The 12,721-nt window shown below is 70.8% G+C and carries 17 protein-coding genes; 13 read left to right on the top strand and 4 right to left on the bottom strand.

Annotation, left to right across the window (positions count from 1 at the left end):
- The first annotated feature begins 219 nt into the window (after positions 1-219).
- The 7 genes from VGV13_08655 to VGV13_08625 are packed head-to-tail and all read left to right on the top strand — an operon-like array spanning position 220 to position 5,323.
- Positions 220-579 (top strand): response regulator, encoded by a 360-nt coding sequence (locus tag VGV13_08655; GenBank protein HEV8641153.1) that lies wholly within the window; start codon positions 220-222, stop codon positions 577-579.
- A gap of 13 nt (positions 580-592) precedes the next feature.
- A complete protein-coding gene (locus VGV13_08650) occupies positions 593-1,579 on the top strand; it encodes a DUF72 domain-containing protein (GenBank protein HEV8641152.1) in 987 nt (328 codons plus the stop codon).
- 13 nt (positions 1,580-1,592) lie between these two features.
- On the top strand, positions 1,593-2,600 hold the full coding sequence (locus VGV13_08645) for a D-cysteine desulfhydrase family protein (GenBank protein HEV8641151.1): 1,008 nt from the start codon (positions 1,593-1,595) through the stop codon (positions 2,598-2,600).
- Between the two features lie 15 nt (positions 2,601-2,615).
- A complete protein-coding gene (locus tag VGV13_08640) occupies positions 2,616-3,467 on the top strand; it encodes an alpha/beta fold hydrolase (protein HEV8641150.1) in 852 nt (283 codons plus the stop codon).
- Positions 3,468-3,483: 16 nt separating this feature from the next.
- Positions 3,484-3,801 carry a rhodanese-like domain-containing protein gene (locus VGV13_08635; GenBank protein HEV8641149.1) on the top strand — a complete coding sequence of 106 codons (318 nt, stop codon included), beginning with the start codon at positions 3,484-3,486 and terminating at the stop codon, positions 3,799-3,801.
- A complete protein-coding gene (locus VGV13_08630) occupies positions 3,801-4,577 on the top strand; it encodes an enoyl-CoA hydratase-related protein (protein HEV8641148.1) in 777 nt (258 codons plus the stop codon). The genes VGV13_08635 and VGV13_08630 overlap by 1 nt, the downstream gene beginning before the upstream one ends.
- The gene (locus VGV13_08625; GenBank protein HEV8641147.1) at positions 4,574-5,323 is read left to right on the top strand and encodes an HAD family hydrolase; all 750 of its coding nucleotides are present in this window, start codon (positions 4,574-4,576) and stop codon (positions 5,321-5,323) included. Before VGV13_08630 ends, VGV13_08625 begins: the two co-directional genes overlap by 4 nt.
- A gap of 147 nt (positions 5,324-5,470) precedes the next feature.
- On the opposite strand, the gene VGV13_08620 is transcribed toward VGV13_08625, so the two are convergent.
- The 3 genes from VGV13_08620 to VGV13_08610 all read right to left on the bottom strand — a co-directional run bounded on the left by VGV13_08620 (position 5,471) and on the right by VGV13_08610 (position 6,542).
- A complete protein-coding gene (locus tag VGV13_08620) occupies positions 5,471-5,731 on the bottom strand; it encodes a hypothetical protein (protein ID HEV8641146.1) in 261 nt (86 codons plus the stop codon).
- A gap of 175 nt (positions 5,732-5,906) precedes the next feature.
- Positions 5,907-6,257 carry a hypothetical protein gene (locus VGV13_08615; protein HEV8641145.1) on the bottom strand — a complete coding sequence of 117 codons (351 nt, stop codon included), beginning with the start codon at positions 6,255-6,257 and terminating at the stop codon, positions 5,907-5,909.
- A gap of 21 nt (positions 6,258-6,278) precedes the next feature.
- On the bottom strand, positions 6,279-6,542 hold the full coding sequence (locus tag VGV13_08610; protein ID HEV8641144.1) for a hypothetical protein: 264 nt from the start codon (positions 6,540-6,542) through the stop codon (positions 6,279-6,281).
- A gap of 207 nt (positions 6,543-6,749) precedes the next feature.
- On the opposite strand from VGV13_08610, the gene VGV13_08605 reads away from it, so the two are divergent.
- The 3 genes from VGV13_08605 to VGV13_08595 all read left to right on the top strand — a co-directional run bounded on the left by VGV13_08605 (position 6,750) and on the right by VGV13_08595 (position 8,578).
- Positions 6,750-7,274, top strand: coding sequence for an adenine phosphoribosyltransferase (locus VGV13_08605; GenBank protein HEV8641143.1), 525 nt, complete (start codon positions 6,750-6,752; stop codon positions 7,272-7,274).
- 34 nt (positions 7,275-7,308) lie between these two features.
- Entirely contained in the window at positions 7,309-7,629 is a 321-nt protein-coding gene (locus VGV13_08600) for a hypothetical protein (GenBank protein HEV8641142.1), read from the top strand.
- A gap of 85 nt (positions 7,630-7,714) precedes the next feature.
- Entirely contained in the window at positions 7,715-8,578 is an 864-nt protein-coding gene (locus VGV13_08595) for a 3-hydroxybutyryl-CoA dehydrogenase (protein ID HEV8641141.1), read from the top strand.
- A 6-nt stretch (positions 8,579-8,584) separates the two neighbouring features.
- Here the strand turns inward: VGV13_08595 and VGV13_08590 are convergent, their stop codons facing one another.
- Positions 8,585-8,707, bottom strand: a complete 123-nt coding sequence (locus VGV13_08590) for a hypothetical protein (protein HEV8641140.1) — start codon at positions 8,705-8,707, stop codon at positions 8,585-8,587.
- Between the two features lie 161 nt (positions 8,708-8,868).
- Between VGV13_08590 and VGV13_08585 the strand changes: the two genes are divergently transcribed.
- The 3 genes from VGV13_08585 to VGV13_08575 all read left to right on the top strand — a co-directional run.
- Positions 8,869-9,594: a GntR family transcriptional regulator gene (locus VGV13_08585; protein ID HEV8641139.1), complete on the top strand. Its 726-nt coding sequence runs from the start codon at positions 8,869-8,871 to the stop codon at positions 9,592-9,594.
- A gap of 4 nt (positions 9,595-9,598) precedes the next feature.
- Positions 9,599-11,665, top strand: a complete 2,067-nt coding sequence (locus VGV13_08580; GenBank protein HEV8641138.1) for a hydantoinase/oxoprolinase family protein — start codon at positions 9,599-9,601, stop codon at positions 11,663-11,665.
- Positions 11,662-12,721, top strand: a 1,060-nt coding sequence (locus tag VGV13_08575) for a hydantoinase B/oxoprolinase family protein (protein ID HEV8641137.1), incomplete at its 3' end; no start/stop codon positions are given. The genes VGV13_08580 and VGV13_08575, both read left to right, overlap by 4 nt.

Raw genomic sequence — 12,721 nt, 5'->3', positions numbered from 1 at the left:
GAACGACGTACACGGTGCCTTCCTAGGCGCGAATAGTTGGAACGGCACTAGTGCCGTTCCAACTTGTTGATACTAAATCTGTCCACGAACGACGTACACGGTGCCTTCCTAGGCGCGAATAGTTGGAACGGCACTAGCCGGTCCCCTGAAAGATCGCGCGGGCGGGCAAATTTTTTTCAGGGGTTGCCTCGACGGCCCGTCGCCCGTAACGTGGTGCTTGTGTCGCGCCACGTGCTGGTCGTCGAGGACTACGAGGACGCCCGGGAGGCGGTCCGCTGCCTGCTGGAGGTCCAGGGGCATCGCGTCGAGGTGGCCGGCGATGGCGTCGAGGCGGTGGCGATGGCCCTGAAGTCGCGGCCGGAAATCGTGCTCGTCGACATCGGCATCCCGGGCCTGGACGGTTACGAGGTGGCGCGGCGACTGCGCGCCACCCCCGAGGGCAAGCGCATGGTGCTGGTCGCCATCACCGGCTACGGCCAGCCGAACGACCGGCAGCGGGCCCTGGAGAACGGGTTCGACGCCCATCTGGTCAAGCCGGTCGAGCCCGAGGACCTCTATCGCCTGCTCGACAGGACCTAGCCTCTCCTGAGGCGTGGCTCAGGGGCGGACCGCTCCCGGCAAGCCGCGCGCCCGCGTCGGCATCTGCTCCTGGGCCGACCCCGCGCTCATCGAGGACGGGTCGTTCTATCCGCAGAAGTCGATGAGCGCGGAGGCGCGCCTGCGCTACTACGCGAGCGTCTTCGACGTCGTCGAGGTCAACTCCGCCTACTACGCCATCCCCGACGTCCTGACCGTGAGACGGTGGGTGGAACGGACGCCGCCCGACTTCATCTTCCACGTGAAGGCCTACGCGCTCATGACGGGCCACCACCCGCGGCCGCAGTCGCTGCCGGCCGAGATCCGACGGCTGCTGGCGCCGACCGCAACCCGGACGCGGCGCGGCGAGGTGGACGCCTCGGCGTTTCCGCCTGCAGCCCTCGATGAGGCGTTCCGCTTGTTCCGCGCGGCGCTCGCCCCGCTGGCGGACTCCGGCAAGCTGGGCTACGTGCTCTTCCAGCTCGCGCCGTGGGTGCGCTTCAGCCACGCGCGGCTCGACTACCTGGCGTCGCTCCCCGAGCGCCTGCCCGGATGGACGATCGCGGTGGAGTTCCGCGACCGGTCCTGGTTCCCCGATCACGCCGCCGATACGCTCGGCATGTTGGGCTCGGCGCGGCTGGCCCACGTCGTCGTGGACGCGCCGGTGGTGGCCAACGCCGTTCCGCGCGTGGCGACGGTGACCGCACCGACCGCCGTGTTTCGCCTGCACGGCCGCCACGCCGAGGGCTGGCTCAAGCAGCTCCGCGGTCAGGAGCCGGCGGTGCGCGAGAAGTACGACTACCTCTATAGCGAGGACGAGCTGCGGGCGCTGCTGCCGGAGGTGGAGGCGCTCGAGCGCGAGGCCGAGCAGGTCTTCATTTCGTTCAACAACAACAACCGGAATTACCCGGTGATGAACGCGCTCTTGATGAAGCGGCTGCTCGGTCAGCCCGTGGTGGCGCCGCTCGGACAGAGAAGCTTGCCACTGGAGGGGCGGGCCTGAGATAGTGGATTCGATGGCCACAGCGGCGCCCCCGATCCCCCGCGTGGAGCTGGCGCTGGGTCCCACGCCGATTCTCAAGCTCGAGCGCCTGTCGCGCGAGCTGGGCCTGGAGCTGTGGGTCAAGCGCGACGACCTCACCGGGCTGCTGGAGAGCGGCAACAAGATCCGAAAGCTCGAGTTCCTGGTGGGCGAGGCCCTGGCCCAGCGGGCCGATACGCTCATCACCTGCGGGACGCTCCAGTCCAACTGTTGTCGGGCCGTGTCCGCGGTGGCCGCCCGCCTGGGCCTGAAGGCGATCCTCGCGCTCAAGGGGGGGCCGCCCGACGAGTACGACGGCAATCTCCTGCTCGATCGGCTGCTGGGCGCCGAGATCCGCTATTGCGACGACGCCGAATGGGACAAGATCGACCAGGTGCTGGCCGACCTCGAGGCGCGCGTGCGCGCGCAGGGCCGCACCCCGTACGTGATCCCCGAGAGCGGAGCCACGGTCACCGGCGCGCTCGGGTACCTCAGCTGCGGGCAGGAGCTGGCGCAGCAGATCCGCCAGGGCGCGCCCGACTTCGATACGGTGGCGATCACCGCGTTCAGCGGCGGCAGTCACGCCGGGCTCCTGATGGCCAAGCAGCTCACCGGTCTCCGTGGCCAGATCGTATCCATCCCGATTGCGTGGGAGGCGGAGCGGGTGCGGGCCTACGTGACCGACGTGATCAAGCGGGCGCGCGGCCGCTACAGCCTGGACGTGGAGGTCCCCGACACCATCCGCCTGATCGACGGCTACCAGGGCGGAGGCCGCGCCGAGGTGCGACAGGCCGCGCTGGAGACGGTGGTCCGGGTCGCGCGAACGGAGGGCATCGTTCTGGACCCGGTCTACACGGCCAAGGCCTTCTACGGTCTGCTCGATGCGCTGCGCCGCGAGCCTGGCGCCTTCGGGCGGCGGGTCTGCTTCATCCACACCGGAGGCATCTTCAGCATCTTTCCATTCCGTCGCGCGCTCAGCCAGTTCCTCGACGCCCAGACCTGATAGAATTCAGGCCTCATGCCCGAGCTTCGGCTGCTGGGAGGACGGCTCGACGGGCTTGCCCTCCACTACGTGGTGGAAGGGCGCGGCCCGGCCGTGGTGCTGGTCCACGGTCTGGGCGGCTTCGCGGAGTCGTGGCGGCACAACTTCGACGCCCTGGCCCAGCGGGCCACCGTCTATGCCGTCGATCTCCCCGGCTTCGGACGCTCGGCGAAGCCCTTCGCCCAGTACAACCTGGCCTTCTTCGCCGCGGCGCTCCACGGCTTTCTCGAGGCGCTGGGCGTGCACCACGCCTCGCTGGTCGGCCATTCCCTGGGCGGCGCCTTCGTGCTGACCTATGCGCTCACCCATCCCGCGCGCGTGGACCGGGTGGCGCTCGTCGGCGGGCTCGTGCCCGGCTTTGGTTATCGGCCGTCGCGGGTGTACCGCCTGCTGGCGCTCCGCGGTATCGGCGAGGCGCTGGCGCTCTGCGGGTGCGCGCCCGTGTACCGCGCGGCCCTGGCGCGCTGCTTCTATCGCCCCGCGCCGGACGAGATCGCGTTCCTGGTGGAGTGCGGCTACGGGGCGCGGACGGGCTGGGACGCCCGCGCCGCGTATCTGGCCACGCTGCGGGCGGCGCGCCGCGACTTCGAGCGGTACCGGACCGAATACCGGCGCGCGCTGGCCTCGCTCGACATTCCGGTTCTGGCGATCCACGGGCGGCAAGACCTCGTGATTCCAGCCGCGCATTGCGCGGAGGTCGCGGGCGGGCTGGCCCGGGCGGAAGTGCGCTGGATCGACGCCTGCGGGCACTTCCCGCAGATCGAGCACGCGCAGACGGTCAACGAGTGGCTGGCCGAGTTCCTGGTGGCCCGCCCCGCGCCACGCTGAACGGAGCGCCTCGGTCGTGGACGAGATCACCCCCCAGGAGCTGAAAGCGCGAATCGACGCCCAGGCCGCGCCGGTCCTGGTCGACGTGCGGCAGGACTGGGAGACGAAGCTCTGCCGCCTCCCGAATGCCGTCCACATCCCCATCGAGGAGATCGAGTTCCGAACCGACGAGCTGAACCCCGCCGACGAGATCGTCGTCTACTGTCATCAGGGGGTGCGGAGCGCCGCCGTGGCCCATTATCTGCGCGGCCTGGGCTTCGGGAACGTGAAGAACCTCATGGGCGGACTCGACCACTGGGCGCGCGCCGTCGATCCCGGCATGCGGCGGTACTGATGGACGAGGCACCGGTGCGCGTCGAGCGGGCGGGCGCGGTCGTCTGGTGCACGCTCGCCCGGCCGCCGCTCAACCTGCTCGAGCCCGCGCTCATCCACGCTGTTCGCGAGACGTTCGGGGCGCTGGCCCGCGACCCCGGGGTGCGGGTGGCGGTGCTCACGGGCAGTGGCCGCGCCTTCAGCGCGGGGATGGACGTTCGCGTCCTGCGCACGCTCGACGTCCCGGGGGCCAGGGCGCTGATCACGGCGCTCCACGAGGCGATCGAGACGGTCCACCATGCGCCGTTCCCCGTCATCGCCGCGGTGAACGGGCCGAGCCTGGGCGCGGGCTTCGAGCTGGCGCTGGCGTGCGACCTGCGCCTGGCGGTGGCGGGGGCCCCGCTCGGTCTGCCGGAGGTGCGAGTGGGGGTGCCCGCGGTCATCGAGGCGGCGCTGCTTCCGGCGTTGGTCGGGCCCGGGCGCGCAGGGGAGATGCTGCTCACGGGGGAGGCGATCGCCGCGGAGCGCGCGCTCGAGTGGGGGCTGGTCAACCGCGTGGTGCAGGCCGGGCGCCTGCGCGCGGCCGTCGACGAGATGGTCGCTTACATCCTGGCCGGCGGGACCACGGCGATCCGCCTCCAGAAGGAGCTGATGCTGCGCTGGCGCTACGCCGACCTCGCCAGCGCCATCCGTTACGGCATCAACGCCTTCGCCATGGCCTACGCGACGGGCGAGCCGGCCGAGGGAGCGTCCGCGTTCCTCGAGAAGCGGGCGCCGAAGTTCGAGGGCGCGCCCTGAAGATCCGCACGATCACGTTCGACTTCTGGGGCACGCTGCTCCACGACGGCCCCTCCAGCGACGATCGCTACAAGCGCACCCGCCTGGCCGCGTTCGAGAACATCCTGGCCTCTGCGGGCGAGCCGGTTCCCCGCGCCGCGCTCGATCGCGGCTACGACGAGTCCGGGGCCTACCTGGGCCGCATCTGGAGCACCCATCGCGACGTCCCGGTCCAGGAGCACGTGCGCGCGCTCCTGGCCGCCGCCGGGCCGACGCTGGCCGACCGGCTGCCCGCCTCGGTGATGGCGGCGCTGGTGGAGGCGTACGCGCGACCGGCCCTGCTGGTGCCGCCGGCGGTGGACGGCGGCGCCCGGGGCGCCGTGGAGACGCTCCGCGAGCGGGGCTACACCCTCGCCGTCGTCTCGAACACGATGCGCACGCCCGGCGCCACGCTCCGGAAGCTCCTGGCCCGGTACGGCCTGCTCGATTGCTTCGCGCACACCACGTTTTCGGACGAGGTCGGGGTCCGCAAGCCGGATCCCGCGATCTTCGCGCTCACCCTCCGCGCCGTCGGCGGGGAGCCCGAGACGGCCGTCCACGTCGGCGACGATACGGTCCTCGACGTGCAGGGCGCGCGCGCGGCGGGCATGCGGGTGATCCAGGTGACGAGCGCGGTCCCGCGCGCGCCCGGCCGACCGGGGCCGGATGCGGTCATCCCCCGGCTGGGGCGGCTGCCCGACGTGATCGCCGAGCTTGAAGCCCGCTGAGCCGCTCGGGGCCGCCCCGGAGGCGGCCCTCGTCGTCAGAGATATGGGTGAGCTGCCGGACCGGCCGCTCACCTGACGGAGGCTGCGGGCGCCTGAAAACACGAACGCCGCCGGGGGTACCGGCGGCGGCCGTGCGCGACCTCAACGCTATCGCCGACGGAGGTAGCGAGCGCCGAGGAGCCCGAGCCCGACGAGGAGCCCGACGAGGGGCTCGGGCGTCACGACCTGGGCGGACCCGGATCCGGCTTGGCCACCGTTCGTGGCGATGCCCGACGCCCCCGAGCTGTCGAACGTACCGGCGACCGCGCCACCACCGTGGCCACGACCGCCGCCGCCGAACGCAAACACTTGCGGGGCGAGCGCGAGCAGGGCAGCGATAGCGATCACTGCGATTGACTTGAGACGCATAGCCGTACCTCCTTTCCCTGCCCTCGGGATACTCAAGAGCCGTGCCGCCTCCGGAAGTAGTTGAAAGAAGGGAGTTTCGAGGGCCGATGCTGCAAGGCGCTGCGGGTTGCAGAATTCACACTTCGCAACGCACTACAGCCCGGAGGGCTGTGGAGGGGTCCGCTAAGCCGTGAGGTCAGCTCGCCTTGAAGATCGAGAGCGGGTGCGGCTGGAGCGGCGCCACGCCGACTTCTTGGAGATAGCGCCGGATGGGGTCGGTGTTGCGATCCGCGTAGGCCTCGAGGACCAGAAAGGAGATGCCCCGGTGGTAGGTCGCGTCCCCGCCCAGACCGGCTCGTCTGCCCAAAACCTTGAGCCCGCCCGCCCGCCGGTGGCGCAGAGTGACCCCGAAGGTCCCGATACCCGAGAGCCAGTGTTCGGGATCGCGGATGGTGACCTCCGCCACCTCCCCCACGAGCTCCCATTCTGGAGCGAACTCGCTCAACACCCGGAGGAGCAAGCGCTGAGCATCTTCCCGACCCAGCATGGTTCTCTCTCCGTTCCGCCGCTATTGGCTCACGCCACGCAGGAGGTCGGCGCGGATCGTGGCCAAGGCGTTGGGGTCTCCGCGCATGCTCCGGCTCACGTCCCAGACCGAGAGCTGATGGACGCTGAGCCCGCGCCCGGCCAGGGCGAGGGTCACGAGATAGGCCGTGTCCTCCACCTCCACGGAAACCACTCGCCCCCTGATGGGGAGGTCCTGTAGCAATTCCGCGATGAAGTGGACCATCTTGACAGGGGCCGGCTTGTTGGCGGTCGTGCGCGCTTCCATGGCGGCGCCGTAAATCGGAGCAAAGGGGGTGCCACGCCTGGTCAAAGCGCAGGCGGCCAGGAAATCAGCAAGTTAGCTCGAATGCGCCAGGGGTCTGGTGTTGACGCCCTGACAGCTCGACGTTGTGTCAGTGTCACTGTTAGGTGACGCGGCGTTACGCGCGAGGCTGTCTTGCGCAGCGCGGCAAACGTCCGTAATATACCGGCGATGAACGTCGCCGACCTGCGGGCGAAGATCCGGGACATCAAGGATTTTCCGACCGAGGGCATCCTCTTCAGGGACATCACGACCCTCCTCAAGGACGCGCCCGCGTTCCGTTACGTCATCGATCAGCTCGCCGAGCGATACCGGAACGAGCGCGTCGAGGTGGTCGTCGCCGTCGAATCGCGCGGGTTCATCTTCGGCGGCGCGCTGGCCCACCAGCTGCGGTCCGGGTTCGTGCCGGTCCGCAAGCTGGGTAAACTCCCGGCCAAGACCATCGAGGTCGAATACGAGCTGGAGTACGGGCGCGACGCGCTGGCGATGCACGAGGACGCCATCCGCGCCGGGCAGCGCGTCCTCGCGGTGGACGACCTGCTGGCGACCGGGGGCACGATGGCCGCCACGCTGCGGCTGATCGAGCAGCTCGGCGGGCACGTCGTCGGCGTGGCGTTTCTGATCGAGCTGGCGTTCCTGCACGGCCGGGAAAAGCTCAAGAACTACCCGCTGCACTCGCTGATCGTGTACGCTTAGCGGGCGGTCGGAAGGCTCACCGGGGAGGCCTGGCATGCGTAAGGTGGTTGCGGCGCTCGGGGCACTGATGGTCGCCGGCGTGGGGGTCGGCCCCGCCGTCGCCGATGAGGCAAAGACGCCGGTCAGCGCGTCGATGCTGCTGAACATCCTCTCGGCTCCCATCGAGCCGCGGGAGGCGGCTCACGATCAGTCGATCAAGGACGAGGGACCGCCACCCCGCTCGTCGCTCGGCGTGGTGCAGCCGGATGGCAGCGTCAAGTACGGCAGCGTCAGCGTGACCGTGAGGAACCCGTGTCCGCCGGGGACCGCCCACTACGAGCCGCCACCGCTGCCGGGCCGCCGCGCGAGGAATTAGCCTCCGCTCGTCCCGATCACGCATCTCGCGAGGCTCGCCGAGCGACGTCCGGCTCGCGGGCCTCGCGCCGTCTCTGGAGGATCCGATGACCATCAAGCAGGTGGGCGTTCTCGGATGCGGCCTCATGGGTTCGGGCATCGCGCAGGTCGCGGCTCAGGCGGGCTTCCGGACCACCGTCGTCGAGGCGAACGACGAGCTGCTGCAGCGCGGGCTGGGCAACCTCCGCACGACCCTCGAGGGCCTGGTAGCCAAGGGCAAGCTCGACGCCGGGGGAAAGGACGACACGCTCGGCCGACTGAGCGGCACCACGCGCCTGGAGGACCTCAAGGACTGCGACATCGTCGTGGAGGCGATCACCGAGAACCAGCAGCTCAAGAACGAGACCTTCGCCAGGCTCGACCGGGTTTGCCCGCCGCACGCAATCCTCGCCAGCAATACGTCCTCTTGCAACGTCACCGCCATGGCGGCCGCCACCCGGCGCGCGGGACGGGTGCTGGGGCTGCACTTCTTCAACCCCGTGCCCCTCATGAAGCTCGTAGAGGTCGTGCGTACCATCCTCACCGAGGACGCCGCGGTGCAGGCGGCGACCGAGTGGATCCGAGCGGTCGGCAAGGTCCCGGTGCAGACCAAGGACTCGACGGCGTTCATCGTCAACCGGCTGCTGGTGCCTTACCTGCTCGATGCCGTCCGGCTCTACGAGAGCGGGCTCGGCTCCCTCGAGGACATCGATCAGGCGATGAAGCTCGGCTGCGGCTATCCCATGGGCCCATTCACGCTCCTCGATCTGGTCGGCCTGGACACCGCGATGCACGTCGCCGAGGTGATGTTCGAGGAGTTCCGCGAGCCCCGCTACGCGCCGCCTCCCCTGCTCAAGCGGATGGTGATGGCGGGCCACCTGGGGCGGAAGAGCGGACGCGGGTTCTACACCTACGCGGGCGAGGGCCGCTGAGCCGGGTCAGACCGGCCGGACCAGGACGATCCAGTCGAGCAGGCCGTCGTCCGCCTGCGCGTCTGGAAGGATCGGCAGGTCGATTGCGTAGGCGGGGACGTCGACGACAGGGGCGTGGGGGCCGGTCATCGGCCGCCCCTCGGTCTGGAGCTCGATGGGGGGATACGAGGATCGGCCCTAGCCAGGTCCCTCGCCGCGGGTAAGTCGGGGTGCTCTATTCCTGCCGTTATTTGACGTGACAGGTTCCCGGGTGATAAATGTCTAGACATCCTGACCGCGGAGGCCAATCGGTGAACTACCGCTCCGGTATTCCGCGCTACCTCCAGATCGCCGAGGCGCTGCGCCACCACCTGCGCGGCGAGGGGGAGCGGATCCCCTCCGAGCACCAGCTCTGCGCCCAGTACAAGGTCAGCCGTCCCACCATCCGCCAGGCGCTCGACATCCTGGTCCAGGAGGGACTGCTCTACCGTCACGCCGGCCGCGGCACCTTCAGCACGCCCACCCCGGGCGGCGACCGCAAGCTGCGCGTGATCGGCTCCATCGACGACATGATCGCGCTCGGCGACGAGACGTGGCTCAAGCTGATCTCCCACGAGACGCTGCCCGTGCCCGCCAACGTCGCCCAGGCGCTGCGCCTGCCCCCCGGCTCCAAGGGCACGCGCATCGTCGGCGTCCGCCACGCCGAGGGCGGCCCGTTCCAGCACGTCACGGTGTGGCTGCCCACGCCGATCGCGCTGGCGCTGTCCGACGAGGACCTCTCCAAGACCTCGCTCATCGCCGCCATCGAGCGCCAGTCCGACGTGCGCGTGAAGACGCTGGAGCAGGTGGCCGACGCGGTGCTGGCGCCGCGGCAGGTGGCCGAGCTTCTCCAGGTGCGGCCGCGCTCGCCGCTGCTCATGTTCGAGCGCACGTACTACGCGACGACCGGCGAGCCGGTCGAGCACGCGGTGTCGTACCAGACGGGCCGGCGCTATCCCTACCGCGTCGTGCTCGCGCGCGCGGAGCGCCGGAGCTGACCTCGTGTCGTACCGGGTCGGGTTCGACGTGGGCGGCACGTTCACGGACTTCGTGCTCCAGTCGCCCGCCGGGGAGCTGACGGCCGCCAAGCGCCTCACCACGTATCCCGATCCCTCCGACGCGTGCCTGGCCGGCCTCGACGCGCTGCTCGCCGGCGCGGGCGTGGCGTGGGCCGACGTCGCGCAGGCCGTGCACGGCACCACGCTCGGCAGCAACGTCGTCATCGAGCGCAAGGCGCGCGGCGTCGGCTTGCTCACCACGCGCGGGTTCCGCGACGTGCTGCTGATCGGGCGCGAGAAGCGCTATCAGGTCTACGACCTCCAGATCGAGAAACCCGCGCCGCTGATCCCCCGCCGGTGCATCGGCGAGGTGAGCGAGCGCATCCTCGCGGACGGCTCCGTGGAGCGCCCGCTCGACGAGGCGGACGCCCGTCGGGCCGTCCGCGAGCTCGTCGCGCGCGGCGTGACGACGCTCGCGATCTGCCTCCTGCACGCGTACCTGAACCCCCTCCACGAGAGGCGCCTGGCCGAGATCGTCGGGGAGGAGGCGCCGCAGGTGACCGTGACGATGTCGCACGAGGTCTCGCCGACCTTCCGCGAGTACGAGCGCACCTCCACCACCGTGGTGAACGCCTACGTGATGACGGCGGTGCGCGACTACCTGCGCGGGCTCGGGACGGCCCTCGGCCAGCGCGGCTACCGTGGCCGGCTCTTCGTCATGCAGTCGTCCGGCGGCGTGGCCACCGCGGACGCGATGGAGCGCTATCCCGTCCGTATGATCGAGTCGGGGCCCGCGGCGGGCGCCCTCATGGCGGCGGCGTACGGCGAGCTGACGGGCCACCGCGATCTCATCGCCTTCGACATGGGCGGCACCACCGCCAAGCTCGCCTTGATCGAGGGCGGCCGGCCGTACACGACGACGGCCTTCGAGCTCCATCGCGTCAACAACGCGCCGGGGAGTGGATTGCCGATGAACATCCAGGCCATCGACCTCGTCGAGATCGGGGCCGGCGGCGGGTCGATCGCGCGCGCGCGCCTGGGCGTCATCGCCGTCGGGCCCGAGAGCGCGTCCTCGACGCCGGGCCCCGTCTGCTACGGCCGCGGCGGCACCGAGCCCACCGTCACCGACGCCAACCTCGCGCTCGGCTACCTGAACCCGGAGTATTTCGCGGGCGGCAGCCTGCGCCTGGACGTCGAGGCCGCGCGCGGCGCGATCGCCGCACTGGTCGGCGCGCCGCTGGGCCTGGCCCTCGAAGACGCCGCGTGGGGCATCCACGCCATCGTGAACACCAACATGGAGCTCGCCACGCGCGTCGTGTCGATCGAGCGCGGCCGCGACCCGCGCGATCTCACGTTCGTCGCGTTCGGCGGCTCGGGGCCCGTGCACGGCTGCCGGCTCGCCCAGGCCCTCGGGCTGCCGCGCGTGATCCTGCCCGCCGCCGCCGGCGTGACCGCCGCCATCGGCCTGCTTGCCGCCGAGGTGAAGTTCGACGTCGCGCGCACCTGGGTGCGGCGGCTCGACGCGCTCGATCCCGCCGCGCTCACGGCGATGTACGACGACATGGCCGCGCAGGCGGGCGCCGTGGTGCGCGACGCGGCGGTGGCGGGCACCGTGGCGCTCGTGCGCTCCGTCGACGCGCGGTACGTGGGCCAGGGCTACGAGCTGACGGTGCCGGTGCCCGCGGGGCCGCTCGACGCCGCCGCGCTGGCGCACCTGCGCGCCGCCTTCGACGAGATCTATGCCGCGCGCTACGGCTACGCGAATCCGAGCGAGCCGGTGGAGACCGTCACGTGGAAGCTCGCCGCCGTCGGCGGCGCGCCGCGCGTGGCCCTCGCGAAGGCCGCGCCCGGCGCGCGGGAGAGCGGGCTGAAGGGCCGGCGGCGCGCGTGGTTTCCGGAGACGCGCGGCTGGACCGACTGCCCCGTCTACGATCGCTATGCGCTCGCCCCCGGCGCGCGCGTCGACGGCCCCGCCATCGTCGAGGAGCGCGAGTCGACGTCGGTGCTGCCACCGGGAACGACAGCCAGCGTCGACGAGTACGCCAACCTCATCGTGGAGATCGCGGCGTGACCGCGCTCAACCCGATCACGCTCGGCGTGATCTGGGGCGCGCTCCAATCGATCGCGGTGGAGATCGGCACCACCGTGCACAAGACGGCCTACTCCGAGCAGGCGCGCGAGGGCCAGGACTTCTCCGTCGCGGTGTTCGACGCGCGCGGTCGCATGGTCGCGCAGGGTCCGTACTCGCCGGGCCACATGGGCGCGATGTCCTTCGCCGTGAAGAACGCGCTGGCCGCGCATCCCGCCGAGACCCTTCGGCCCGGCGACGCGATCCTCCTGAACGACCCGCTGCTCGGCTCCGGCCATCTGCCCGACTTCTTCATCACGCAGCCCGCGTTCCACCAGGGCGAGCTGATCGGCTTCGCCGTCAACATCCTGCACCACACCGACGTCGGCGGGGCGCGGCCGGGGAGCCAGGCCGTCGAGGGGATCTTCGACTACTTCCAGGAAGGCCTGCGGATCCCGCCCACGAAGGTCTGGCAGGAGTATCGCGAGCACGAGGGGATCGTCGCGATCATCGCCGCGAACACGCGCACGCCGGACAAGGTCCTCGGCGACCTGCGCGCGCAGCGCAGCGCGCTCCGGGTGGGCGAGCTGCGGCTGACCGAGCTGGCCGAGCGCTACGGCGGCACCACGCTCGTGGCGGCGATGGACGAGATCGTCGCGCGCACCGAGGCCAACATGCGCACGGCCATCCGCGCCGTGCCCGACGGCGTCTACCGGTTCGAGGACTTCCTCGACGACTGCGGCCCGGGCACCGAGCCGCTGCGCGTGGCGGTGACGGTGACGGTGGACGGCGACCGGATGACCATCGATTACGAGGGCTCGAGCCCGCAGACGGCCTCGGGCATGAACTCCTACATCAACTACACGCGCTCGTACTCGTACGCCGCGGTCAAGTGCCTGACCGATCCCTACGGACCGATGAACGAGGGGGCGCTGCAGCCGATCACGGTGAGCGCGCCCGAGGGCTCGTTCCTCAACCCGCGGCCACCGGCCGGCGGCGGGCCGCGCGCCATCATCTGCTACCGCACGTTCGAGGCCGTCATCGGCGCGCTGGCCCCGG

Source organism: Candidatus Methylomirabilota bacterium (assembly GCA_036001065.1).
Taxonomy (GTDB): domain Bacteria; phylum Methylomirabilota; class Methylomirabilia; order Rokubacteriales; family CSP1-6; genus MNEF01.
Note: the sequence above shows the minus strand (reverse complement) of the source record. Positions and strands in the feature narration are given on the sequence as shown.